The 23,450-nt window shown below is 64.1% G+C and carries 22 protein-coding genes and 1 tRNA gene; 10 read left to right on the top strand and 13 right to left on the bottom strand.

Features of this window, described 5'->3' with window-relative positions:
* Positions 1-143: 143 nt before the first annotated feature.
* Positions 144-1,232, top strand: a complete 1,089-nt coding sequence (locus QO014_RS19040; RefSeq protein ID WP_307258781.1) for a threonine aldolase family protein — start codon at positions 144-146, stop codon at positions 1,230-1,232.
* Between the two features lie 83 nt (positions 1,233-1,315).
* On the opposite strand, the gene QO014_RS19035 is transcribed toward QO014_RS19040, so the two are convergent.
* Positions 1,316-1,783: an Hsp20 family protein gene (locus QO014_RS19035; protein ID WP_266350413.1), complete on the bottom strand. Its 468-nt coding sequence runs from the start codon at positions 1,781-1,783 to the stop codon at positions 1,316-1,318.
* Between the two features lie 263 nt (positions 1,784-2,046).
* Between QO014_RS19035 and QO014_RS19030 the strand changes: the two genes are divergently transcribed.
* Together QO014_RS19030 and QO014_RS19025 are read left to right on the top strand one after the other, a co-directional pair.
* Positions 2,047-2,469 carry a hypothetical protein gene (locus tag QO014_RS19030; RefSeq protein WP_266350319.1) on the top strand — a complete coding sequence of 141 codons (423 nt, stop codon included), beginning with the start codon at positions 2,047-2,049 and terminating at the stop codon, positions 2,467-2,469.
* 228 nt (positions 2,470-2,697) lie between these two features.
* Positions 2,698-3,642 (top strand): alpha/beta fold hydrolase, encoded by a 945-nt coding sequence (locus tag QO014_RS19025; protein WP_266350318.1) that lies wholly within the window; start codon positions 2,698-2,700, stop codon positions 3,640-3,642.
* 7 nt (positions 3,643-3,649) lie between these two features.
* Here QO014_RS19025 and hisN read toward each other — a convergent pair whose 3' ends face one another.
* Complete coding sequence (gene hisN, locus QO014_RS19020) at positions 3,650-4,432, bottom strand: histidinol-phosphatase (RefSeq protein ID WP_266350317.1); 783 nt, start codon at positions 4,430-4,432, stop codon at positions 3,650-3,652.
* A gap of 347 nt (positions 4,433-4,779) precedes the next feature.
* On the bottom strand, positions 4,780-5,661 hold the full coding sequence (locus QO014_RS19015; protein WP_370877178.1) for an N-formylglutamate amidohydrolase: 882 nt from the start codon (positions 5,659-5,661) through the stop codon (positions 4,780-4,782).
* A 201-nt stretch (positions 5,662-5,862) separates the two neighbouring features.
* On the opposite strand from QO014_RS19015, the gene cpdR reads away from it, so the two are divergent.
* Both cpdR and QO014_RS19005 read left to right on the top strand, forming a co-directional pair.
* Complete coding sequence (gene cpdR, locus QO014_RS19010) at positions 5,863-6,222, top strand: cell cycle two-component system response regulator CpdR (protein WP_266350412.1); 360 nt, start codon at positions 5,863-5,865, stop codon at positions 6,220-6,222.
* Positions 6,223-6,323: 101 nt separating this feature from the next.
* Positions 6,324-6,398, top strand: a tRNA-Val gene (locus QO014_RS19005).
* Positions 6,399-6,611: 213 nt separating this feature from the next.
* Here the strand turns inward: QO014_RS19005 and QO014_RS19000 are convergent.
* The 5 genes from QO014_RS19000 to QO014_RS18980 form a co-directional block, all read right to left on the bottom strand.
* A complete protein-coding gene (locus QO014_RS19000; RefSeq protein WP_266350315.1) occupies positions 6,612-7,349 on the bottom strand; it encodes a ThuA domain-containing protein in 738 nt (245 codons plus the stop codon).
* Positions 7,350-7,376: 27 nt separating this feature from the next.
* A complete protein-coding gene (locus QO014_RS18995; protein ID WP_266350411.1) occupies positions 7,377-8,453 on the bottom strand; it encodes an ABC transporter ATP-binding protein in 1,077 nt (358 codons plus the stop codon).
* 31 nt (positions 8,454-8,484) lie between these two features.
* Positions 8,485-9,399, bottom strand: a complete 915-nt coding sequence (locus QO014_RS18990; RefSeq protein WP_266350314.1) for a carbohydrate ABC transporter permease — start codon at positions 9,397-9,399, stop codon at positions 8,485-8,487.
* 1 nt (position 9,400) lies between these two features.
* A complete protein-coding gene (locus QO014_RS18985) occupies positions 9,401-10,294 on the bottom strand; it encodes a carbohydrate ABC transporter permease (protein WP_266350313.1) in 894 nt (297 codons plus the stop codon).
* 101 nt (positions 10,295-10,395) lie between these two features.
* A complete protein-coding gene (locus QO014_RS18980; protein WP_266350312.1) occupies positions 10,396-11,688 on the bottom strand; it encodes an ABC transporter substrate-binding protein in 1,293 nt (430 codons plus the stop codon).
* Positions 11,689-11,891: 203 nt separating this feature from the next.
* On the opposite strand from QO014_RS18980, the gene QO014_RS18975 reads away from it, so the two are divergent.
* The 3 genes from QO014_RS18975 (at position 11,892) to QO014_RS18965 (ending at position 14,866) form a co-directional block, all read left to right on the top strand.
* On the top strand, positions 11,892-12,926 hold the full coding sequence (locus QO014_RS18975; RefSeq protein ID WP_266350311.1) for a Gfo/Idh/MocA family protein: 1,035 nt from the start codon (positions 11,892-11,894) through the stop codon (positions 12,924-12,926).
* Positions 12,923-13,912, top strand: a complete 990-nt coding sequence (locus QO014_RS18970; RefSeq protein WP_266350310.1) for a LacI family DNA-binding transcriptional regulator — start codon at positions 12,923-12,925, stop codon at positions 13,910-13,912. Before QO014_RS18975 ends, QO014_RS18970 begins: the two co-directional genes overlap by 4 nt.
* Before the next feature lie 102 nt (positions 13,913-14,014).
* Positions 14,015-14,866, top strand: coding sequence for a lytic transglycosylase domain-containing protein (locus tag QO014_RS18965; protein ID WP_266350309.1), 852 nt, complete (start codon positions 14,015-14,017; stop codon positions 14,864-14,866).
* An 8-nt stretch (positions 14,867-14,874) separates the two neighbouring features.
* On the opposite strand, the gene zwf is transcribed toward QO014_RS18965, so the two are convergent.
* A complete protein-coding gene (gene zwf / locus QO014_RS18960; protein WP_266350308.1) occupies positions 14,875-16,425 on the bottom strand; it encodes a glucose-6-phosphate dehydrogenase in 1,551 nt (516 codons plus the stop codon).
* Positions 16,426-16,625: 200 nt separating this feature from the next.
* On the opposite strand from zwf, the gene QO014_RS18955 reads away from it, so the two are divergent.
* Positions 16,626-19,061 carry a glucan 1,4-alpha-glucosidase gene (locus QO014_RS18955; RefSeq protein WP_266350307.1) on the top strand — a complete coding sequence of 812 codons (2,436 nt, stop codon included), beginning with the start codon at positions 16,626-16,628 and terminating at the stop codon, positions 19,059-19,061.
* Positions 19,062-19,114: 53 nt separating this feature from the next.
* A complete protein-coding gene (locus QO014_RS18950) occupies positions 19,115-19,822 on the top strand; it encodes an ROK family protein (RefSeq protein WP_266350306.1) in 708 nt (235 codons plus the stop codon).
* A gap of 30 nt (positions 19,823-19,852) precedes the next feature.
* Here the strand turns inward: QO014_RS18950 and QO014_RS18945 are convergent, their stop codons facing one another.
* The 4 genes from QO014_RS18945 to QO014_RS18930 all read right to left on the bottom strand — a co-directional run bounded on the left by QO014_RS18945 (position 19,853) and on the right by QO014_RS18930 (position 23,436).
* Positions 19,853-20,182: an L-rhamnose mutarotase gene (locus QO014_RS18945; RefSeq protein WP_266350305.1), complete on the bottom strand. Its 330-nt coding sequence runs from the start codon at positions 20,180-20,182 to the stop codon at positions 19,853-19,855.
* 6 nt (positions 20,183-20,188) lie between these two features.
* Entirely contained in the window at positions 20,189-21,022 is an 834-nt protein-coding gene (locus QO014_RS18940; RefSeq protein WP_266350304.1) for a carbohydrate ABC transporter permease, read from the bottom strand.
* A gap of 10 nt (positions 21,023-21,032) precedes the next feature.
* On the bottom strand, positions 21,033-21,962 hold the full coding sequence (locus QO014_RS18935; protein ID WP_266350303.1) for a carbohydrate ABC transporter permease: 930 nt from the start codon (positions 21,960-21,962) through the stop codon (positions 21,033-21,035).
* Between the two features lie 199 nt (positions 21,963-22,161).
* Positions 22,162-23,436, bottom strand: a complete 1,275-nt coding sequence (locus QO014_RS18930) for an ABC transporter substrate-binding protein (protein WP_266350302.1) — start codon at positions 23,434-23,436, stop codon at positions 22,162-22,164.
* Positions 23,437-23,450: the final 14 nt, after the last annotated feature.

Genomic DNA, 23,450 nt, shown 5'->3' with positions numbered 1-23,450 from the left:
CAAGCAGTTCCAACAGCCTCGGCATTATGTTTGTTTCGGCTCCAAAGAGGCAATGAAAGTTTCAGGTATGACAAGGGGCCTCGGCGCGAAAGATTCTTGCGTGCGCTCTGTCGACAGCCTGTCGGTCGACATCGGAGGAGGGCTTGCGCCAGACGCGCATGCCGTTCGATATGTCGACCATGAACTTTGCAAGCGATAATTGGGCAGGCGCTTCCGACCGTGTGGCGGCGGCGCTTGTCGGGGCGGCCGGCGGACATGCACCGGCCTATGGCAACGACCCGTTGAGCGAAGGTGTGACGGAGGCACTGTCGCGCATCTTCGAGCGTCGCGTGGCGGTGTTCTTCGTCGGCACGGGCACGGCAGCCAATGCGCTATCGCTCGCGCATGTGGCCCGTCCCGGCGGCGTGGTCTTCTGTCATCGCCATGCCCATATCGCCAATGACGAGGCCGGCGCGCCGGAGTTCCTTTCGGGCGGATCGCGGCTCCACTCGATCGAAGGCACGGGCGCCCGCGTGACGGCGGATGGATTGGCCGAGGCGATCGCGCTCTATCCGCCGCATGCCGTCTTCCACGGCCAGCCGGCGGCCGTATCCATCAGCCAACTGACCGAGGCCGGCACCGCCTATTCCGCGGCCGAGATCGCCGCGCTCGCCGATGTCGCCCACGAGGCGGGCTTGCCGCTTCACATGGACGGCGCGCGCTTCGCCAATGCGCTGGTCGGGCTCGGAGCCCGGCCTGCCGACATCACATGGCGCGCCGGCGTCGACATGCTCTCCTTCGGCGGCACCAAGAATGGATGCTTCGCGGCGGAAGCGGTCATCTTCTTCGATCCGGAGAAGGCGAGGGGGTTCGAGTTCCAGCGCAAGCGAGCCGGCCACCTGTTCTCCAAGAGCCGTTTCGTCTCGGCCCAGTTTTCCGCCTATCTGGAGGATGATCACTGGCTCGATCTCGCGCGGCACGCCAATGCCACTGCGCGGCGCCTCGCCGATGGCATCGAGCAATCGCCCGGAGCCCATCTGGCGCTGCAGCCCGACGGCAACGAGGTCTTCGCGATCCTGCCGCGCGCCGTCGATGCGCGGCTGAAGGCCGCGGGCGCAGTCTATTATGAATGGCATGCCGGCAACCTCGCCGGCGAAGCGGTGGCCCCCGACGAATTGCTGGTCCGCCTCGTCACCAGCTTCCGGACGACCGACGTTGAGGTCGACCGGTTCGTCGGCCTGCTCACGCAATAGGCGCAGCCACAAAAAAGCGCCCCGCAAACGTGCGGGGCGCCCATCGGAGCTTATCGTTCCGAGTCGTCGTCAGCCGGCCGCTATCAGGCCGCCTTGGCTTCGATCTGCTGCGGCGTGCTCTGCTTGCCGGTCGTGATCGCGATCGTGCGGGGCTTCATCGCCTCCGGAATCTCGCGTACGAGATCGACGTGGAGGAGGCCGTTTTCGAGGCTCGCACCCTTCACTTCGACATGGTCGGCGAGCTGGAAACGGCGCTCGAACGAGCGACCCGCGATGCCACGATAGAGAACGTCGCCATTCTTGGCTTCGTCGACCTTTTTCTCGCCCTTCACGGTCAGCGCATTCTCGCGCGACTCGATCGAAAGCTCGCTCTCGCCAAAGCCGGCGACGGCCATGGTGATGCGATAGGCGTTCTCGCCCGTGCGCTCGATATTATAGGGCGGATAGCCCGGGACGCCGGCGTCAACGCCAGCGGTCTGGTCGAGCAGCGAGAAAAGCCGGTCGAAACCGACGGTGGAACGATAGAGGGGGCTCAGGTCAAAAGTACGCATAGTCATGTCCTCCTTAAGAGCGACCAGGTTCAAGTTTCGTCCGTGTTCCTCCATTGGCCGGAACCGGACTTTCCAAGGGCGGGCCCGCAATCGGCGCCCGCAGACGAAATGTGGTGAGGGCTCTTCGCGGTTCAAGAGGCGTCGGGTGATGGCTGAACGGCAGATGAATGCCGGGTTCGGGCAGGGTTCAGGCGGCCGCCGCTAGGTTCGCGTCATACCGGCGACGAAGCGATCGCCGCCAGGACCAACCGCTGGAGACCATCATGATCAAGTCCAAGCTCATTGCTGCCATACTGTTTGGCACGCTCGCTCTGCCGGCCGTGGCCGAGGCGCAGGATTATCGCTTCGAGGGCGGTCGTGGCGGCTACCAGGACAATCAGGGCTACCAGGGTGGCGGTCGCGGATATGAGGGCCCGCGCGGCGGCGACTACCGCCCCGCCCGGCCTTATCCGCTCGGGCCGCGCGAGATCGTCCAGCGGCTGCGCTACCAAGGCTATCGCCAGGTCGACATCATCAACCAGCGCCGCGACGTGACCATCGTCCGGGCCATGGCGCGGGGGCGCGATCTGATCCTCGTCGTGGATGCCTTTTCGGGTGACGTGCTGCGGCAGCGCGTGGCCGATGATGGCTGGCGCGGCGATCGCGTCTGGCATGGCGGCTGGGGCCAGGACTGGCGCCGCTGGTAGTCGGAGCGCGAGCGCCATCGAATTCCCTGTCGGCCAGTCTCCTATCCGCCCGCACGGGGCTGGCCCGTCAGCCGGCGACATCCTCTGCCGGATGTCGCCGGTTTCTTTGTTGCGCGGCCGACCTCTCGCTTTGCCGCCAGGCCGGACGCGCATTTTCTGGCGTGATCCATATCCAATGCGGCCGAAAATGCTCTAAGACCGGTTGATTGGTCCTGGAACGCGTACCGCATGAATCTTCCGTCCTTCCCCGATAATCCGACGCCCGAAGGCATTGTCGCGCAGCCGGTGCTGACGTCGGATGGCGTGAGGCTGCGATCGGCCGTCTGGCGTCCGGCCGGGCCCGTTCGCGGCACGATCTGCCTGTTTCAGGGGCGGGCCGAGACGATCGAGAAGTATTTCGAGGTCGTGCACGAGCTTCTCGAGCGCAATTTCGCCGTTGCGGCGCTGGATTGGCGCGGGCAGGGCGGGTCGGAGCGCCGCCTGCGCAATCCGAAAAAGGGCCATGTCGACGATTTCATCGAATATGAGCGCGACGTCGAAGCCTTCATGCAGCAAGTGGTGCTGCCCGATTGCCCGCCGCCTTATTTCGCGCTCGCCCATTCGACGGGCGGGCTGGTCCTGTTGCGCGTGGCGCGGCGCTCGCGGCTTGCCTTCACGCGCATGGTTCTCGTGTCGCCGCTGCTCGATCTCGGCGCGATGAATCCGCCGCGCAAATTCGTCAACGCCACCTGCAGCGCGCTTTCGCTGCTCGGTCTCGGCGATGCGTTTCCGCCTGCCGCCCGGCTCGCACGCCTCGAGGCGCGGGGCTTCGAGGGCAACCAGCTCACAGGCGACGCGCGCCGGTTCGCGCGGACGGTCGCGATCGGCAAGACGGCGCCCACCCTGACGATCGGCCCCCCGACCATCGGATGGCTCAGTGCCGCATGCCGCGCCATGATTGAAGCCGAAGACCCCGCCTTTGCCGCCAGCGTGAAGATCCCAACCCTGATCGTCGCCGGCAGCGAAGACCGCGTCGTCTCGCCGCTCGCGATCGAGCGTTTCGTGCGCGAGATGCGGCTCGGTTCGCAGATCATGATCCCGGGAGCGCGCCACGAGATCATGATGGAGCGCGAGCCGATCCGCGAGCTGTTCTGGGCGGCCTTCGATGCCTTCATCCCGGGCAGCGAGGACTGACGCGCAATCAGGCGTTCAATGTCGCGAGGATCTGCTCGTGCAGCCGCGCATCGCCGGTCGCGACGACGCGCCCGCCGGCTGCGGCCGAACCGCCTTCCCAATTGGTGACCCGCCCGCCGGCGCCCTCAATCACGGGAATGAGGGCGACGATATCGTAGGGGTGCAGGCCGACCTCGACCACGGCGTCGATATAGCCGGCCGCAACCATGCAATAGGCGTAGCAATCGCAGCCATAGCGCACCAGGCGGACCTGGCTTTCCACGCGTTCATAGGCGACCCGATCGTCCCCCTTGAAGAGCGCAGGCGTCGTGGTGAAGAGGATCGCGTCGGCGAGCGTTTCGCATGGCCTCGTCGAGAGGGCGCGGGCACCATCCGGCCCCCGATACCAGGCGCGCTCGCCATTGCCGGCATAGCGCTCGCCGGTGAAGGGCTGCGCCATCATGCCGAGCGAAGGCTTTCCGTCTGTCATCAGGCCGATGAGCGTACCCCAGACCGGCAGACCGGAAATAAAGGCGCGCGTTCCGTCGATCGGATCCAGCACCCAGACATTCTCAGCGTCGAGATTCTCGTTGCCGAATTCCTCGCCCATGATGCCGTGGTCGGGGTAATTCTCGTTGATCAGGCTCCGGAGCGCCTGCTCGGCGGCCCGGTCGCCGGCCGTTACGGGATCGAAGCCGGATGCGGCCTTGTTCTCCACAAACCCGGCTGCCCGAAAATGCGGCATGATCGCTGCGCCAGCAGAATCAGCCAGGCGATCGAGAAAGCCGATCAGGTTCGAATCGGTCGTCATCGTTGTTTTCCGTCTCGGATTGTGCCCGACGGGCGGATCGGGCGGGCTGTGGCCGTGTTCCGGCCAAATCAATAACGCACTGTTATATATACGGAATTTTTCGGATGGCCATCACGGCTTCGTTCGTCGTCATGATGGTCGGGCAAATTTGATAATTCCGTCTAACAATCGAAAAAATGGGTCTTGATCTTTTTGCACTGCAAGCGCAGATTATTGCGGTGCGGTAGCTCGATTGGCGTCGGGTTGCTGCTGCCCTCCTTGGGCGTTTCCTCCCTAGACTTGGGCCGCCTCGTTTTACGAGCGGCCCTTTTTCTTTTCCGCTCGGTGTTCGTGCGGGGCCGGCTGCTTTATTCGGCGGCTTCGGGAACAGGGAAGAGACCCGTATCGGGTATGGATGACAGGAACGCGACCAATCGCGCCAGATCCCTCGCTACCGTCTCGAAATCGATGTTCTTCTGGAAATTGCGCTCGTTCATGTAGAGCCCGCGATTGACCTCGATCTGCAGGGCATGCAGGCCACGCAGCGGGCGGCCATAATGCTCGGTGATGAAGCCGCCGGCATAGGGCTTGTTGCGTGCGACCGAATAGCCGGCATCGGTCAGGAAGCTGTAGGCGCCTTCCGAGAGTTCCGGCGCGCAGCTCGCGCCGTAACGGTCACCGATGACGAAATCGGCGCGCACCCGCAGCGGCGCCGTCCGGATCGAGGACGGCATGGAATGGCAGTCGACCAGCACCACGAAGCCGAAATGCTGGTGGGTCTCCGCCATCAGGGCGCGCAGGCGGTCGTGATAGGGCTTGTAGACCGTCTCGATCCGCGCGAGCGCCTCGGCGACCGGGATCTGATCGGCATAGATCTCGACATTCTCCGATACGACCCGCGCGATGGTGCCGAGACCGCCGGCGACCCGTAGCGAACGCACATTCGCATAAGGCGGCAATTCACCATCGAACATGCGCGGATCGAGCTCATAGGGCTCGCGGTTGACGTCGAGCCAGGCGCGCGGGAAATGCGCCCGCATCAGCGGCGCGCCGAGCGGCACGACGGAACTGAAGAGTTCGTCGACGAATGTATCCTCCGAACGGCGGATCGTGCGCTCGTCGAGCCGCGAGGCGGCCAGGAAGGATGCCGGATAGTCGCGGCCGCTATGGGGGGAATTGAAGACGAACGGAATCCGCTGCTCCGCGGGAGCAATCACCTCGAATGGCGGCTTGGTGATCACGGGACCTATGGTCTTTCTCCTCGCCCGGACCGGCAATGGGCTTTCTGGCCGCGCATCGTGCCAAGTGGATTGCGCCCTGTCCACATTGCGCCGGATCGGTTTCATCCGCAGCTGTGAATGGCGTTCATTCACCCGATCTTTACTTCGCTCAGCCACATTTCAATAACCAAATCGCAGCGCCTCGAACGATTGCCCGCCATGGATTTCTCGATGAACCGCATCCTGCTTGCTGAAGACGACAATGACATGCGCCGCTTCCTGGCCAAGGCATTGCAGAACGCCGGCTACGACGTGGTCTCGTTCGACAATGGCCGCAGCGCCTATGAGCGCATCCGCGAAGAGCCGTTCACCTTGCTCCTGACCGATATCGTGATGCCGGAGATGGACGGGATCGAACTCGCTCGCCGGGCGACGGAGCTCGATCCGGACCTGAAGGTGATGTTCATCACCGGTTTTGCCGCCGTGGCGCTCAATCCCGATTCGAACGCGCCGAAAGAGGCGAAGGTGCTTTCCAAGCCCTTCCACCTGCGCGATCTGGTCAATGAGGTGGAGCGGCTGCTGGCCGCGTGACAGAGTTATGAACAGGGTGCGAATGGGTGCTTGAACCCTTCGCAATGACCTTGTATATCGCTGGCCAACGTCGCCGGTCCCGCCCGGTGGCACTGACGGATGGGCGTGTAGCTCAGCGGGAGAGCACTACGTTGACATCGTAGGGGTCACAGGTTCAATCCCTGTCACGCCCACCATCCTTTCAAGATCAAGCAACTGAAAAATCTGACAATGACGCGCGCCGGCCCGATTAGCTGTTGGCGTCGATGCCGCCACGTTTAAGGCCGCTTCGTCCGAAGCGCGCGGCACAGCGCCCGATTTCTCCGGACATGACGCAAATGGCTGCGGCGCAATCCATGACGAGCACAGATCGCGCCGCGAATTCTTGACCCCCAACGACTTGGCGGTTGTCAGTCCGGCCGCTTGTGGATCGGCTCGGCGCGGTGCCAGTTGGCCAGGATGCGGCCATCCGTGTGGGGCTGCTTGACCCAGCGGATTCCGTTGCCGATCACCTTGTGGACCAAGGGGTTGTGGTAGATCGGGAAGGTCTCGTGGCCGGGGCTGAAATAGAAGATCTTGCCCCGGCCGCGCTGGAAGGTGCAGCCCGAGCGGAAGACCTCGCCGCCCGAATACCAGGACAGGAATACGATCTCGTCCGGCGCCGGAATGTCGAAGGGCTCGCCATACATTTCCGAGGCCTCGATCTCGAAGAAGGGCGGCAACCCTTCCGCGATCGGATGCGACGGGTTGATGACCCAGACGCGCTCGAGATCGCCTTCCGGCATTTCACGCCACGACAGATTGGCGTTGGTGCCCATCAGCCGGCGAAACAGTTTCGAATGGTGTCCGGAATGGAGAACCACCAGGCCCATGCCCTTCAGAACGCGCTGCTGCACGCGATCGATCAGCCCGTCGCTGACTTCGTCATGCGCCATATGGCCCCACCAGAGCAGGACATCGGTATCCTCGAGCAGGGAATCCGGCAGGCCTTCGTCGGGATCGTCGAGCGTGCCGCGGCGGATCTCGAAATCCGGATCGGCGAGGCCGGCCGCGATCGCGCCATCGATGCGGTCGGGATAGATCTTCTGCACCTCCTCGTGCAGTTGCTCGTGGCGTCCTTCGTTCCAGATCGTGACCTTGATCGTCATGTCGTCCTCTGAGGAAAGTGAAATTCTTCAGGCGCGCGGGAGCGCGCGCCCGGCCATATCGAAGAAGTGGCAGGATTGGCGGTCGATCGAGAAACGCGCGCGGTCGCCGGGCCGCATCGCGATGTCGCCCTCGACGCGAACCATGATCGGCTGATCGAGCGAGCCGATGGTCAGGTAGGTCTCGACGCCGAGCCGTTCGACGACGAGAATCTCGCTGTCAAAATCGCCGTCGGCATCAGCGGCGAGACGCAGATGTTCCGGACGCACGCCGAGTTGGGCCGGCCCGGTCGGCAGCGGCATTGCGCTGTCGTCGATATGAATCGCTCCGAGCCTCGCCGCTGTCACCTCGGCCTTGCCATCGGCTGCCCGCGCGATCGTGACGGGCACGAGATTCATGCGCGGCGAGCCGATGAAGGTGGCGACAAAGGCGTTGTCGGGCCGGTGATAGAGCGCGATCGGCGCGTCTGCCTGCGCAACCTCTCCGCCCTTCAGCACCACGATCCGGTCGGCCATGGTCATGGCCTCGACCTGGTCATGCGTGACATAGACGACCGTCGCCTTCAGGTCGCGATGCAGGCGCTGCAGTTCGGCGCGCATCTGCACGCGGAGCGAGGCGTCGAGATTGGAGAGCGGCTCGTCGAACAAGATGACGGCCGGTTTCTTGATGATGGCGCGACCGATCGCGACGCGCTGGCGCTGGCCGCCGGAGAGCGCGGCAGGGCGGCGGTCGAGGTAATCGGTCAATTGCAGGATCTCGGCGATCGCCTCGACTTCTTTGCGGATCGTCGCCTTGGGCACCTTCTTCAGATCGAGCGAGAAGCCGATGTTTTCCGCGACGCTCATATGCGGATAGAGCGCATAGGACTGGAACACCATGGCGATGCCGCGCTTGTCCGGCGCGATATCGTTCATGCGTCGGCCGTCGAGCAGGAAGTCGCCGCCGTCTATGCCCTCGAGGCCGGCGATCATGCGCAGGAGCGTCGATTTTCCGCAGCCGCTCGGGCCGACGAACACGGCGAATTCGCCGTCCTCGACGCGAATATCGACGCCTTTGATCACTTCGAGCGCGCCGTAATATTTGCGGACGTTCTTGAGTTCAATCACGGCCATGAAAAGATACCTGAATGGAGAGACATCAGCCCTTCACCCCGCCTGAGAAGGTCTGGACGAGGAAGCGGCGAGCAAAGCCGAAGGCGATCACGGCCGGCAGCAGGTAGACGAAGGCGAGCGCCGCCAGGAAGCCGTAGTCGATCGTGTTGACGCGCAGGAAGGCGCGGAAGAGGCCGAGCGGCAGGGTCTGCAGATCGGGCGAAGAGAGCAGGATCAGGGGCAGCAGGAAATCGCCCCAGGCCGAGATGAAGGCGAAGAGGCCGGCGGCGCCCAGGCCCGGCAGCGCCAGCGGGATCAGCACGCGGCGGATGCGCTGGAGCATGGTCGCGCCATCCATCAGCGCCGCCTCTTCATAGTCGCGCGGCACCGTGTCGAAGAAGGTCTTCATGATCCAGAGCGCGAGCGGCAATTGCATCGTCGCGAGTACCAGGATCAGGCCGAGATAGCCGTCGATGAAGCCGACATATTTCAGGATCTCACGCGCCGGGCCGTTACCGAAGATCGCGCGCAGGACGCCGCCGAGCCAATTATTCGCGGTCAGCAGCACCTTGTAGAGCGGGACGATCAGCGCCGTCGTCGGCAGGACCCGAATGAGCAGGATCGTGTAGAGGAATGGCCGCTTCCACCAGGCGCGCGTGCGCGACAGCGCATAGCCGCCGAGACCGGCCAGGACCATCACGATCAGCGTGGCGGTTCCCACGACAAAGAGTGAGTTGAGCACCCAGCGCGTGCCGTCTTCCTGCATGAAGATGCGGACGTAATTATCGATCGTGAGTTCGCGCGGCCATTGCAGGAACAGCGAGGCATTGCCGTCGATCGAGGCGAGCAGCACCCAGAAGAACGGGATCGCGCAGAAGATCGAGATCACCGACAGCGTGGCATAGGCGCTGAGGTCGGCGCCGCGGCGTTTCGAAGGATTATGCGCATGGTGCGGTGCCATGTCAGACCTCCACCTTGAGCGCGCGGACATAGACGACGCCGATCAGCAGCGAGAAGGCGAGCGCCACCACGGCCACCGCCGAGCCATAGCCGAGCTGGAAGGCGGTGAAGGACTGGTTGTAGATGTAGATCGAGATCAGTTCGGTCGCGCCGCCCGGGCCGCCACGCGTCAGCGCATAGACGAAGCCGAAGATCGCGATCGTCGAGACGGTCGAAACCAGCATGTAGAGGAAGATCGTCGGCGCGATCAGCGGCAGCGTGATGCGGGTGAACATCTGCCGCGGCGTCGCCCCGTCCATCCGCGCGGCCTCGTAAATCTCCTCGGAAATGGCGCTGAGGCCTGCGGTCAGCAGGATCATGGCGGTGGCGATGCCGCGCCAGGTGTTGACGATGATGATCATCGTCAACGGGAAGGTCTGCAGCCAATCCGCGGCCGGAATGCCGAAGAAGGCGACAATGCGCGAGAGCGTTGCCCGCTCGCCGCCGGCGAGCATCGAGATCCACATGAAGCCGGCGACCACTTCGGGCACGGCGTTCGGCAGCAGGATGATCGAATTGAAGATCGGCTTCCAGCGCAGCGGCCGGCGCAGCAGCACGGCCGAGACGAGGCCGAGCACGAACTGGCCAATCACGGCCGAACCGATCACGAAGATCAGCGTCACCAGCAGCGAGTTCCAGAATTTGGCGTCGCTGAAGAGGCGAGCATAGTTGCGCGTGCCGACGAAGCGCGGCTTGAGCGCGGCAGCACCCGTCAGCGCCTCGTTGGTGAGGCTGAGATAGATGGAATAGACGGCGGGATAGATCACGAATGCCAGGAGAAGCAGCACGGATGGCAGCAGGATCAGGCGCAGCTGCCAGGCGACGCGTCTCTCGTAGCTCAGTTGGATCCAGGGCATCGGACTTGTCCGCTGTCGCATGTTCTTTGAATGAGGCTTGAAAAGGGGGAGGAGCGGGGAGAGCCGCTCCTCCCTTCAGGCGCCGAACGCGGCGGGAGGCTCTATTGAACCGCGTCGTCGCCGAGCACTTCCTTGACGTAGTCGACAAGGATCTTCTGCGCGCCGGCGGCGTCGGTCTCCTTGCGGAGCAGCGCCTCCGTGGCACGCGCCACGCCTTCCGAGACGGCGGAGAAGCCCGCCGCCTGCTTCAGATAGACGCCGTTCTCGGCGGCCGCATGGATCGGCACGAGTTCGGTCAGCTTCTGGAAGTCGGGATCGGCGGCGGCGTCCTTGCGAGCCGGGATATTGCCGATCAGCGCGGCATAGGAGACTTCCGTCGGGACTGAGCCGATCTCCAGCAGTGCCTTCTTGGCGAGTTCGACATTGGCGGCCTTGGAATTGACCGCCCACGGCGCGGCGAGGCCTGCGAGCACATATTGGCCGCTGGTCTGGCCGGGGATCGTCCAGGTGCCGACGACCTTCTCGACGTTCGGGATCGGGTTCTTGCTCTCGCGGCCCCAGTCGAAGATGTAGCACCAGGAACCGCAGGTCGTGGCGACGAGCTTGCCGGCCGGGAACATCTCATATTTGGGGATCACCCACGGCTCCGGCCCGAGCAGCGGCTGGATCGGCATCAGGTCGTTGTCGATCAACTCCTTGTAGACGCCGAACACGTCCTTGATGCCTTCGCCGGTCAGGTTGAGCTTGCCATCGGCGGTGGCGAGTTGCGGCGTCTTCGAGCCGACGAGAAGATGCTGGAAGCCTTCCTCGAACGCTCCGCCGCCCCAGGCGACACCGGCCGGGAACAGCAGACCGTACTGGCCGGTCTTGGCCCTGATCTCCTTGGCGCGGTCGATGAGGTCAGCCCAGGTCTTGGGCTGCTCGGTCGAAATGCCGGCCTTGTCCATCACGTCGCGGCGGAAATAGATCTGGTTGATGCCCAGCATGGACGGCAGCACATAGGTCTCGCCATCGGGGCTGACAGCCAGTTCCTTGGCGACGTCATAGAGCTGGTTGTAGCCGTCCCAGGCCTTCAGTTCCTTGCCGATCGGGGCGAGATAGCCAGCGGCCACCATGTCGGCGACATAGCTCGCGCTCGGCACCGAGAAGATGTCCGGTCCATTGCCGGCCGCGAGCTCCGTCAGGAGCTTGGTGACGTAGTCCTTGTCGGGCGCCGGATATTCGACGACCTCGACCGTGACACCGTATTTCTTCTCGATTTCCGCGACGGTCGACTTCATCGCGTCGATACCCGCCTGGCCATGATTGGCGATGCGGATGGTTTCGGCATGAGCGGCGGTGACAGCCATGCTCAGCCCGGCGGCCCATAGGCCCGCCAAGAGCGCCTTCCTCATTATGTCCTCCCTCAATCTCACGCAGCCGCCCTCCAGCAACTGCGCCGCAAACTGTACACGTGTTTCCTCGCTCGGCAATCCCCTCATCGAAATTTCGATATGCTGCGATGCAATAGACTGAATTTATAAGATAAATTCCATATTGCATGGCCCGAAGTGATTGTGTAACCGTTTGCACAATTTCAGCATTGAGGGGAATAGCGATGCCCAATCCACTGCGGCTCGGCGTCATTGGCGCCGGCCTGAAGGCAGCCGACTACGCGCGGAGCTGGGTCAAGATGCCCGAGGTGGCGTTCGTCGCTTCCGCTGATGTCGGCGTGCAGTCGCGCCGCCGCCTGGCGGACATCTGCACCGCCGCCGGCAAGCCCGAGCCGCGGGAGTTCGACGATTTCCGCGACATGCTCGCGGCCTGCCGCGACGAGATGGACGCGGTCTATGTTTCCACGCCGCACGCTTTCCACGCCGAGCAGGCGATCGCGGTCGTTGAAGCCGGTCTCGATCTCCTGCTCGAGAAGCCGATGGTGACGACCGTGCCGGAGGCGGAGCAATTGGTCGCCGCGCAGCGCAAGAGCGGCGCGACCGTCGTCATCGCCTTCCAGGGCGGGTTGTCGCCGCTGGTGCTCGATACGCAGCGCCGGGCGCGCGCGGGCGAGTTCGGCGCGCTCGTCAATGTCGGCGCCACGATCTTCGAGGGCTGGAAGGAGAGCTATAACGGGCACTGGAAGCAGCAGCCGGAGATTTCCGGCGGCGGCTTCATGTTCGACACCGGCGCGCACATGATGAACACCATCTGCCTGCTCGCCGATTCCGATTTCGAGCGCGTCTCGGCTTATATGAACAATCGTGGCAAGCCGGTGGACATCACCTGCGCCGTCTCCGCCCGGCTGAAGAGCGGCGCGCTCTGCACGTTCACCGCTGCGGGTGAAGGTCCGCCCGGTTGCGCGTCCTACATGACGCTGTTCTTCTCGGAGGCGATCATTCGCATCGACGCCTGGGGCGGCTGGCGTGAGATCAGCATGCCGGGGGTGTCAGCGATCCGCGAGACGGCCGAGACGCTCGACAATCCCATGAAGACGTTCCTCGCCATTCGCGCCGGGGAGCTCGAGAATTCGTCGACCGTGGAAAACGGCCTGCGTTTCGCTCAGCTTTGGGACGGGATAAAAGCATCGGCGGCTCAGGATGGCGATTCGATCCTGATCGAGGCCGCGCGCATTGAGCCGCAGTCCGGAGTGCGATGAACAAGAAGCGGATCACGTCGAAGGAACTGGCCAAGCTCGCGGGCGTCTCGTCCGCGACGATCTCGCGGGCCTTCTCGCCGGACTCGCGCATCGGCAGCGCCACGCGCGACCGTGTGCTTTCGATCGCGCGCCAATATGACTACCAGCCGAATGCCATAGCGCGATCGCTGAACAACCAGCGCTCGCGGCTCGTGGCGGTCGTGGTGAATGCGATCGGCAATCCCTGCGAGGCCGAGCAGATGCAACTGCTCGTGCACAGGCTGCAGGAGCGAGGGCTGCTGCCGATCATGCTCTGCTGTGGCGGTTTCGAGGACCGGCTGAAGCTGATGCGTCTCGCCTCGACCTATCAGGTCGATCACGTCATCGTCTTCTCCGATGCGATCTCGATGCAGGACGCGGTCGAGATCTTCCGCATGACGCGGCCGATCATCCTCTCCTATGAGCCGCTCGACAACGCGGCCGTCTCGCAGATCCGCATTGATGGTTCGGTCGGTGCCGAGGAGATCATCGCCCGCATGGTGGCCGACGGAAGGCGACACTTCGCCTATCTGTCCGGCCGTGCCTCGAGCTGGATCGACAAGCAGCGCCAGGTCTGGTTCGCCGAGGCCCTCGCGCGCCATGGGCTCGCTTTCGAGGCGGAAGCCCATGGCGACTATTCCTATGAATCGGGTTTCAAGGAAGCCGTGCCGCTGCTGCACCGATCCAGGATCGACGCGCTCATCTGCGGCAATGATGTCATGGCGATCGGCGCTCGCGATGCGGCGCGTGGCGTCCTGAACAAGCGTGTTCCGGAAGATCTCGGCATTGTCGGCCATGACGGCATCGCCATGGCCTCCTGGGAGAGCAACGACCTGACCACCTTGTGCGTCGATCAGGCACGTTTCATCGATGCAGCCATCCAGCTTGTCGATCTGGCGGAGGCCGGCGAAGAGCCGCCTCCCTTGCTGCGCCTCGATTGCACCGTCCGCTGGGGCGCGACGACGTAGATCGTCTCGGTGGTGGCTCGCGACAGGAGTTGCCGCAGGACGGGCTCGGCTGTTGTCGCGAATGGCGTTAGCTTGGGCTCCGATCAATATCGGGACCGAGGAATGACTGCCCGCCTGCTCTTCGCCATTCTTGGCCTGCTGGCTCTGCCGTTTTCAGCTCTGAGCGCCAGTGCTGCCGATGAGGAGCGGCGGCCGGCGGAGACGTTGGAGCAGACCGTTTGCAGGCTGATCGAGGCCGCCGCCCTGGCCAATGCGCTGCCGGCGGACTACTTCACGCGGCTGATCTGGCGCGAGAGCAGCTTCCGGCCGCATGTCACGAGCGGTGCCGGCGCGCAGGGCATCGCGCAATTCATGCCGGGGACAGCCACCGACCGGGGCCTGACGGACCCCTTTGATCCGGAAGAGGCGATTCCCGCCTCGGCTGCCTATCTGAAGGCGCTCGAGGAACGCTTCGGCAATCTCGGCCTCGCCGCTGCAGCCTACAATGCCGGACCGACGCGCGTTGCCAACTGGATCGGCAAGGGTGGGTTCCTGCCGATCGAGACCGAGGATTATGTCGCCTTCATCACCGGTCGAAGCGTCTATGACTGGCTCTCTCCGGACGGGCTGAAGAACGAGAAGGCGACGACGCCACCGGCCAGCTGCACGATGACGGTCGCCGCAATCCGCAAATTCTCGCCGAGCCTCTATGAAGGGCCTTACGCTCGCTATGGCGTGCAACTGGCGGGCAATTTCTCTAAGTCCCGCGCCATCGCTTCCTATGAACGCGTCGTACGGCGCTATCCTGCGATCCTGGAGGGCAAACCGACATTGATCATCGGTACGCGGATGGCCGGGCGCGGCCGGCGCGCCTTCTATCGCGTGCGCCTGCCGGCCGAGACGATCCGCCAGGCGACCGAGCTCTGCAATCGCCTGCAGAAGGCAGGCGGCAGCTGTGTCGTTCTCAGGAACTGACGCGGGCCCTATTTGGGCCGTGGCTCGTCGAGCGGCAGCCATTTGAAGCCGTCGCGTTCGATCAGATCGTCGGCGGCGTTGGGGCCACTCGATCCGGCGCGATAATAGTCGACGCGCGCCGGCGTCGATGCCCAGAGATCGAGGATCGGCTCCACGGCGGCCCAGCCGGCCTCGATATTGTCGGCACGCTGGAACAGCGTCGCGTCGCCGGTCAGGCAGTCATAGATCAGCGTCTCATAGCCGGTCGAGGGTTCGGTCTTGAAGTAGTCGGCATAGTGGAAGTCCATGTCGACCTCGGCGAGGCGGACATTGCGGCCGGGAACCTTCGCCGCGAGCCGCAGGGAAATGCCCTCGTCGGGCTGGACGCGGATCACCAGCACATTGGGCAGCAGCTTGCCGGTCGGCGTGTCCTGGAAGAGCGTGTGCGGCGCGCTCTTGAACTGGACCGCGATCTCCGTCCGGCGGACAGTCATGGCCTTGCCGGTGCGGATATAGAACGGCACGCCCGACCAGCGCCAGTTCTCGACCTGCAGGCGGAGCGCGACATAGGTCTCGGTCGTGCTGTCGCGCGCGACGTCGGCCTCCTCGCGGTAATCCTGGATCGGTTCGCCGGCGATCGTTCCGGCCACATATTGCGCGCGGACGGACGATGCGGCCGCCTCGGCCCGGCTCAATGGCCGTATCGCCTGGATCACCTTGGCCTTTTCGGTGCGGATCGCATCCGCATCGAACGAGTTCGGCGGCTCCATCGCGATCATGGCGAGGAGTTGGAACATATGGTTCGGCACCATGTCGCGCAGCGCGCCGGTCGCGTCATAGAAGTGGCCGCGCTTCTCGACCGTCACGGTCTCGGCAGCGGTGATCTGCACATGGTCGATGAAGTTGCGGTTCCAGACCGGCTCGAAGATGCCGTTGCCGAAGCGCAGCGCCATGACGTTCTGGACGGTCTCCTTGCCGAGGAAATGGTCGATGCGGAATATCTGGTGTTCAGCGGCAGCCGCCAGCAGGCGTGCATTGAGCGCACGCGCCGAGGGCAGGTCCATGCCAAATGGCTTCTCGACCACGATGCGCCGAAACGCCCCGTCCGTCTCGCTCATGAGACCGGCTGCGCTGAGCTTCTCGGCGATCGAGCCGAAAAAGCGCGGAGCGACAGCGAGATAGAAGACCGCGCCCTTGGCGACATTGTCTTTGTCTGCCCCGGCGATGGCGGCGCCGATCTTCTCATAGGTGGACGCATCATCGAAATTGCCGACGATGTAGCTGGTGCGCTGCATCATCCAATCCCAAACGTCTTCGTCGAGCGCGCCGCCCACGGCCGAAACGAGGCCGCGCACGGTCTCCGTCAGATAGGTCCGGTAGTTGGCGTCGTCGTGTTCGACCAGATCGATGCCGACGATGCGGAAATCCGGATCGAGCGCATGGTCGCGGGCGAGATTATAGAGCGCGGGCATGACGAGGCGCTTCGTCAGGTCGCCCGAGCCGCCAAAGATGAAGAGCGTCGAGGGCGGGGCCGGAGTCGCATCCTTGGGCAAGGTCGACTTTCCTGGAAACACACTCATTCCGTCAGCCCTCTTTCGCGTTTGAATCTGCCACGATGTAACCTCTTATTGACGCGCGCCGTGCTGAGAAGTCCTTAAGATGGCGAAACGAAATGTGGTGGCCCTCTTTCGTGGTCGCGCGCCGGTGGGGAGCATCCATCGATCAGTGCGCGGATTTACGACGAAGGCGGCTCTCCGCGGAAAAAAAGCGAGGGGGGAAGATGGATTCTCATGCGATCGTGCCGCCGGGCGCGCCTGGACTGCCGGCTCGCTGGACGTCGAGCGCCAAGAGCGGAGTCGGAACCGCCAATTCGGCCGCGAGCCGGATCTGGTTCACGATCAGCCACGGCATATTGAACGAGATCTATTATCCTCGCGTCGATACGGCCTGCACCCGCGACTTCGGCCTCATCGTCACCGGCCCCGATGGCTATTTCTCCGAGGAGAAGCGGGATGCCGCGCATCTCGTCGCCATGGTCGAGGAGGGCGTCCCGGCCTTCCGTCTTCTGAACACCGCCCATGATGGCCGCTATCGCATCCAGAAGGAGATCCTCACCGATCCCTCGCGCGAGGCGCTGCTGCAGCGCCTGACCTTCGAGCCGCTCGAAGGCAAGCTCTCGGACTATCGCCTCTTCGCCCTGCTTGCGCCGCATCTCGTCAATGCCGGCGCCAACAACACCGCCTGGGTCGGTGACTACAAGGGCGCGCCGATGCTGTTCGCGGCCGGCCAGCGCGCCGGTGCGTTGGCGGTGGCGTCATCCGTGCCATGGCTGGCGCGCTCTGTCGGTTTCGTCGGTGTCTCGGACGGCTGGCAGCAGCTGACACAGGATGGCCGGCTCAACGAGGCCTATCAGCGCGCCGAAAACGGCAATGTCGCCATGGTCGGCGAGATCGACCTGATGGCCGACGATGGCAACGCCTTGATCGCACTCGGTTTCGGCATTCGCCCCGAGGAAGCCGGATATCGGGCTCGTTCCAGCCTGGAGGATGGCTTCAGCACGGCCAGAAAGCACTACGCTGAAGGCTGGCGCGCGTGGCAGAAGCAATTGCTGCCGCTCGACAGGCCCGCGGGCGCCTCGAACCTCAACAGCTACCGCATCAGCACGGCGGTGCTCGCAACCCACCAGCCGGCTTCCTTTCCGGGAGCGGCGATCGCGAGCCTCTCGATTCCCTGGGGCTTCAGCAAGGGCGACGAGGATCTGGGCGGGTATCACCTCGTCTGGCCGCGCGACCTGGTCGAGACTGCCGGCGGCTTTCTGGCGGCAGGCGCCGAAGAGGATGCGAAGGCGGTTCTCTCCTATCTGATGTCGATCCAGGAGGCTGACGGCCACTGGTCGCAAAACCTCTGGCTCGACGGCACGCCCTATTGGGGCGGGGTCCAGATGGACGAATGCGCCTTTCCGCTGCTGCTGGCCGACATGCTCTACCGCCACGGCGTGATCGCCAAGGCGGAGCTCGGTCGCTACATGACGATGGTCGAGCGCGCCGCGCGTTATGTGGCGCGCAATGGCCCCGTCACGGCGCAGGACCGCTGGGAAGAGGATGCCGGTTATTCGCCCTTCACGCTGGCCGTGGAGATCGCCGGGCTCCTGGCTGCGGCCGACCTCCTCGAGATCGCGGGACGCACGGATGCCGCGCTCTATCTTCGCGAGACGGCCGATAGCTGGAACGACGATATCGAATACTGGACCCTCGCCTCGGGGACCGAACTCGCCGAACGCCTCGGCATAGAGAGCTATTATGTTCGGATCTCCACGGCCGATACCGCGGATGCGGCATCGCCACTCGACGGGTTCGTGCCGGTCAAGAATCGTCCGCCGAGCGATATGAGCCAGATCGCGTCGATGCTGATCAGCCCCGATGCGCTGGCCCTGGTCCGCTTCGGACTCCGCGCGCCGGACGATCCGCGCATCCTCGATACGGTCCGGGCGATCGATGCGACGCTCAAGGCGGAACTGCCGCAGGGTCCGATCTGGTATCGCTACAATGGCGACGGCTATGGCGAGCACGAGGACGGTTCGCCCTTCGACGGCACCGGCATTGGTCGGCCCTGGCCGCTGCTGGCGGGCGAGCGCGCGCATTACGAACTGGCCGCCGGCCATCCCGAGATCGCGGAGCAGCTTCTTTCGACGCTGGAGGGATCGGCGAGTTCGGGTGGCCTGCTGCCCGAGCAGGTCTGGGACAGCGCGGACATTCCCGAGCGCGAGCTGTTCCATGGGCACCCGTCTGGAAGCGCCATGCCGCTGGTCTGGGCGCATTCGGAGCATATCAAGCTGCTGCGCTCGCTGCGCGACGGCCGTGTATTCGACATGCCGCCGCAGACGGTGCAGCGCTATCAGCGCGACAAGGTGACGTCACCCGTTCGGACCTGGCGGTTCTCGCAGAAGATCCGCACCGTGCCGCATGGCAAACTGCTGCGGATCGAGCTGCCGGCGCCCGGGGTGATCCATTGGTCACGGGATGACTGGGCGACCACGCATGACGATCCTACGACCACGAACAGCCTCGACATCCATCTCATTGACCTGCCAACGAAGAGATTGCCGCGCGGTAGCCGCATCCGCTTCACCATCTACTGGCCCGAAAGCGGCACCTGGGAAGGCGAGGATTTCGAAGTGACGGTCGATAGCCGGCATCCATCGGGCCGGCGCACCTGATCGCGGTTCGCGGCGAAGCGCCACAGACAGTCTTGAACGGAGAGGAGACCAAGGTGACGGGCATATTGGCGGTCGATGTCGGCGGTACCGGCCTCAAGGTCGCGATCATTGATGCGAAAGGCGCGATGCTGAGCGAGCGTGTCCGTCTTTCGACACCGCACCCCTGTCCGCCGGAAACGCTCGTCGCGATGATCGGGCAGATGGTCTCGGGCTTGCCGGCCTTCGACCGCATCTCGATCGGCTTTCCCGGTGTCGTCCGCGACGGGGTCGTGCTGACGGCGCCCAATCTCGGCACGAAGGACTGGGAGGGGTTCGGACTGACCGCTGCGCTTTCCAGGCAACTGGGCGGCCAGCCGGCGAAGCTGATCAACGACGCGGAAATGCAGGGAATGGCCGTCGTGTCCGGCAAGGGTCTGGAGATGGTCCTGACACTCGGCACCGGCGCGGGCACGGCCCTGTTTCGCGAAGGCGATCTCATGCCGCATATGGAGCTTGCCCATCATCCCGTGCATGAGGACAAGACCTATGACGAATATATCGGCAATGCCGCGCTGGAGGAGAAGGGCAAGAAGCACTGGAACGAGCGTGTGTCGAAGGTCGTCGGCATCCTCTACACGCTTCTCCACTATGACCGGCTCTATCTCGGCGGCGGCAACGCCAAGCATGTAGACCTCAACCTGCCTGCAAACGTGACAATCGCCTCCAATGAAGCCGGCCTCGAAGGCGGCGCAGGCCTCTGGCGACGCAAGGACGAGGCCTGAGTCAGTTGGGCAGGGTTTGCCCGGCTATCCTCAATCTGTGTGGAACACTTCTTCCATCATCGACCACCATTCGCCCGGCTTGGCCGAAGCCAGGGGCTCCTGGCAGGCGTCGGTCAGGGCCAGCCAGGCCTTGATGGCGGGTTCGCCGTCGAGGCGCTTCGCGTCGGCGGGCCAGTCGGCGCCGTGATATTCCCAATAACCGAAGAGCAGGTTTTCCGGCTCGCGCAGATAGATCGAGTAGTTCTTCACGCCGCAGCCGGCGAGAAGCGCGTTGACCTCGGCCGAGCCGGTGGCATGCAGCCGCTTGTATTCGGCGATCGCCTCAGGCTTCACGCGGATGACCATGCCCATGCGCTGCATCGTTTTTTACCCCTTTACCGCACCGACGGCGATGCCGCTGACGATCTGGCGTTGGAAGATCATGTAGATGATGACGATCGGCGCGGCCGCGAGGCAGATGCCGGCGGCGAGCAGCGGCACGTTGGTGGTGTATTCGCCGCGCAGCGCCGCGATCCCCACCATCAGCGTGCGCTGGTCCTGCAGCACCAGCAGCGAGATCAGCAAGTCGTTCCAGCAATAGAGCGTGTTCAATATACCGAGCGTGATCAACGCCGGCTTTCCCATCGGCAGCATGATGTGCCACCAGACCTGCACCAGCCCGGCGCCGTCGATCTGGGCCGCCTCGAACAGTTCGCGCGGCAGCCGCGCATAGAAGGCGGTCATCAGGTAGACGCTGAACGGCAGGAAGAAGGCGGTATAGGCGATGATCAGCCCGGCGCGCGAATTGATCAGGTCGAGCGCGATCATGGTGCGGTAGAACGGCACCAGCACCACCTGAACCGGGATCATCAGCGAGACGAGGATGATCGTGAAGATCAGCTTCGATCCGCGAAAGCGCAGGATCGCCAGCGCATAGCCGGCGAGCGAGGAGACGAGGAGCAGCAGGAGCACCGCGCCAATCGTCACCACCACCGAGTTGGTGAAATATTCGGAGAGGCGCGACTGGTTCCAGGCCTGGCTGAAATTGGCGAAGGTCGGGTCGGTCGCGAGGCCGAAACGGTCGAGCACGAAGCCCTTGCGCGTCTTCAGAGCCGCATTGATCGTGAAGAAGATCGGATAGACAGCCGAAAGCGCGAGGATCGCCATCGGGATGGAGATCGCCCAGAGGACGCGCTTCTGCTTGCGTTCGACGGCGGCCATGGAGGTCCTCTCAGAGATCGGCGTTCTTGGACATGATGCGGATCTGGATCCAGGCGAGGCCGCCCATCATCAGGAACAGCACCATCGAGATCGCGCTGGCATAGCCCGGACGGTTCATCTTGCCCTGCTCGAGCCAGATCAGGAATTCCGGCAGTGTGGTTGCCGTGCCGGGGCCGCCGGCGGTCAGGACGTAGATCAGGCCGAACATCGAGGTCAGCATGCCGATGGTCGTGACGACGGCGGCGAATTCGATGATCGGGCGGATCGACGGGATAACGATGTACCACCAGGTCTGCATCAGCTTGGCGCCGTCGAGCTTGGCCGCCTCGAGCATGTCGGAGGGAACCGTCGAGAGGCCCGCGAGGAAGATCAGCAGGCTCATGCCGAAGGTCGCCCAGAGCTGCACGGCGATCAGGCTGAAGAGGGCGGTATTGGAATTGCCGAGCCAGTCGATGGCGGAGAAGCCCATCGCCTTCAGCGCCGCATTGAACGAGCCGTCATAGCGCAGCAGCATGTTGAAGATCGCGCCGACAATGACCGAGGAGAGCACGGCGGGGAAGAAATAGACGGCGCGGAAGAGCTTTCCGCCCGGCACGCCCTGATGGATCAGGATCGCCAGCACCAATGGCAGGCCGATCCAGATCGGCAAAGTCGCGAGCAGGATCAGCATGTTGATCAGGCTGTCGAGGAAGACCGGATCATGCGCGATGGCGACATAGTTCTGCACGCCGACAAAGGTCGGCGTCGACATGCCGTTATAGTCGGTGAAGGAATAGCCGAGGCCCCAGATCAGCGGCACGATGCGGAACAGGATCACGAGCACCAGCGCCGGCAGCACGAAGAGATAGGCGAGGCGGTGGGCATTGTTGCCGAAGATCGACCGCCTGCCCGCGGTAGGCTGGCGGCTCTCGGTTTCCTTGGCGATCATGGTCGATGTCATCCGCGGGGCCTTTGTCTGGGCGCCGGCGGTCGGGAAGACGCCGCGCGACCCTCTCCCCCCTTGTGGGGGAGAGTAGGAGAGGGGGGCCGACGCCGAAAGGCGGCGGTCTTGCTTCAAAAGCGCGTTGCTGGCCGGGAGGTTGCTCCCGCTTCCTTGCCCTCCCCCGCAAGCGGGAGAGGGTGAGAAAGCCAGCCCCGCCTTACTTCTTCTTCGACTGGGCCTGGACGTCGTCCAGCCGGGCGACGGCCTTGTCGACCGTGGTCTCGCCGGTGAAGAGAAGCTGGCTCTGGCGATGCCATTCCTCGACTTCAGCCGTCGACATGTTGTTGTGGGCGAGCGGCACGCCGTCCGACAGCCAGGCGAGAATCACCTTGGCCGAGGGGCTCTTGGTGTCGGAGGTGTCGACCTTGGTGTTGGCGGGAATGGCGCCGGCCGTCTCGAAGAAGATCTTCATGTGGTCGGTGTCGGCGAAGCTCTTCACGAGGTCGGCGGCAAGGTCCTGGTTCGGCGAGAACTTGGTCACGCCATAGCCGATGCCCCCGGCGAGCGGCAGCTTGAGCGAGCCATCACCGCCGGCGATCGGCGGCATGACGTAGACGCCGACCTTGTCCGCGCCCAGGAATTCGTCGAACTCCTTCCAATGGGCGACGTCGGAGATGAGGCCGATCGTCTGCGCGTTCTCGCCGCGCTCGAAGCTCTCATATTCGTCCATGAACTTGGCGGTCGAATTGGCGCCGTCCGCATACCAGCCCGCGCCCTTGGTATCGACCCAGGCCTGCACGATCGCCTTGACCTCGGGGCTCGACCATTTGAGGTCGCCCTTGGTCCATGCGTCCTGCTGCGCCTTGGTCCAGCCATTGGCGGCGACGGCGGAGAGGAAGAAATCGGCGCCGAAGCCTTCCTTGTTGCCGAGCGCGAAGGGGGCGACGCCCGCCTTCTTCAGCGCCTCGGCGGTGGCGGAAAGGTCGGCCCAGCTCTTCGGCGTCTTCTCCGGGTCGAGGCCGGCCTTGGCGAAGAGGTCCTTGTTGTAATAGACGGCAAAGCCCTGGATCGAGATCGGCACGGCATAGAGGCCGCCATCGGCGCCGGTGAATTCGTCCCAGCCGGCGACGGTGCCCTTGATGTCGGCAACCTTGTCGTCGAGCTTGGTCAGCGCGCTGACGCGCTCCTTGGCCTGCGAGCCGCCATGCAGCAGCACGACGTCCGGGCCCTGGCCGGACGAGATCGCCGTGCCGAGCAGCGTATAATACTGGTCATGCGGCTGCATGACGTATTTGACCGTCACGCCGGGATGGGCGGCCTCGAAATCCTTCTTCACGGCCGCGTAGTAATCGGCCGTCACCGGATCGCCGTTCTTCCAGTCCCAGACGGTGAGGGTCGTATCGGCACTGGCGGTGCCGGCAAAGCCGATCGCCAATGTGAAGGCCGCGGCGAGCATCGTGCCGGCGCGCAGGGTCCTGTTCGTCGCTTTCATGTCTTCTCCTCCCT

Source organism: Kaistia dalseonensis, from assembly GCF_030814715.1.
Classification (GTDB): Bacteria; Pseudomonadota; Alphaproteobacteria; order Rhizobiales; family Kaistiaceae; genus Kaistia; species Kaistia dalseonensis.
The sequence above is the reverse complement of the archived record's forward strand: the minus strand, read 5'-3'. Positions and strand labels throughout refer to the sequence as shown.

What these genes read in the sequence shown, in the direction of transcription:
- QO014_RS19035 (WP_266350413.1), bottom strand. Translation starts at nt 1,783, where the DNA reads ATGCGTACTTTTGACCTGAGCCCCCTCTATCGTTCCACCGTCGGTTTC.
- QO014_RS19030 (WP_266350319.1), top strand. Translation starts at nt 2,047, where the DNA reads ATGATCAAGTCCAAGCTCATTGCTGCCATACTGTTTGGCACGCTCGCT.
- QO014_RS19025 (WP_266350318.1), top strand. Translation starts at nt 2,698, where the DNA reads ATGAATCTTCCGTCCTTCCCCGATAATCCGACGCCCGAAGGCATTGTC.
- hisN (WP_266350317.1), bottom strand. Translation starts at nt 4,432, where the DNA reads ATGACGACCGATTCGAACCTGATCGGCTTTCTCGATCGCCTGGCTGAT.
- cpdR (WP_266350412.1), top strand. Translation starts at nt 5,863, where the DNA reads ATGAACCGCATCCTGCTTGCTGAAGACGACAATGACATGCGCCGCTTC.
- QO014_RS19000 (WP_266350315.1), bottom strand. Translation starts at nt 7,349, where the DNA reads ATGACGATCAAGGTCACGATCTGGAACGAAGGACGCCACGAGCAACTG.
- QO014_RS18990 (WP_266350314.1), bottom strand. Translation starts at nt 9,399, where the DNA reads ATGGCACCGCACCATGCGCATAATCCTTCGAAACGCCGCGGCGCCGAC.
- QO014_RS18985 (WP_266350313.1), bottom strand. Translation starts at nt 10,294, where the DNA reads ATGCCCTGGATCCAACTGAGCTACGAGAGACGCGTCGCCTGGCAGCTG.
- QO014_RS18980 (WP_266350312.1), bottom strand. Translation starts at nt 11,688, where the DNA reads ATGAGGAAGGCGCTCTTGGCGGGCCTATGGGCCGCCGGGCTGAGCATG.
- QO014_RS18975 (WP_266350311.1), top strand. Translation starts at nt 11,892, where the DNA reads ATGCCCAATCCACTGCGGCTCGGCGTCATTGGCGCCGGCCTGAAGGCA.
- QO014_RS18970 (WP_266350310.1), top strand. Translation starts at nt 12,923, where the DNA reads ATGAACAAGAAGCGGATCACGTCGAAGGAACTGGCCAAGCTCGCGGGC.
- QO014_RS18965 (WP_266350309.1), top strand. Translation starts at nt 14,015, where the DNA reads ATGACTGCCCGCCTGCTCTTCGCCATTCTTGGCCTGCTGGCTCTGCCG.
- zwf (WP_266350308.1), bottom strand. Translation starts at nt 16,425, where the DNA reads ATGAGTGTGTTTCCAGGAAAGTCGACCTTGCCCAAGGATGCGACTCCG.
- QO014_RS18955 (WP_266350307.1), top strand. Translation starts at nt 16,626, where the DNA reads ATGGATTCTCATGCGATCGTGCCGCCGGGCGCGCCTGGACTGCCGGCT.
- QO014_RS18945 (WP_266350305.1), bottom strand. Translation starts at nt 20,182, where the DNA reads ATGCAGCGCATGGGCATGGTCATCCGCGTGAAGCCTGAGGCGATCGCC.
- QO014_RS18940 (WP_266350304.1), bottom strand. Translation starts at nt 21,022, where the DNA reads ATGGCCGCCGTCGAACGCAAGCAGAAGCGCGTCCTCTGGGCGATCTCC.
- QO014_RS18935 (WP_266350303.1), bottom strand. Translation starts at nt 21,962, where the DNA reads ATGACATCGACCATGATCGCCAAGGAAACCGAGAGCCGCCAGCCTACC.
- QO014_RS18930 (WP_266350302.1), bottom strand. Translation starts at nt 23,436, where the DNA reads ATGAAAGCGACGAACAGGACCCTGCGCGCCGGCACGATGCTCGCCGCG.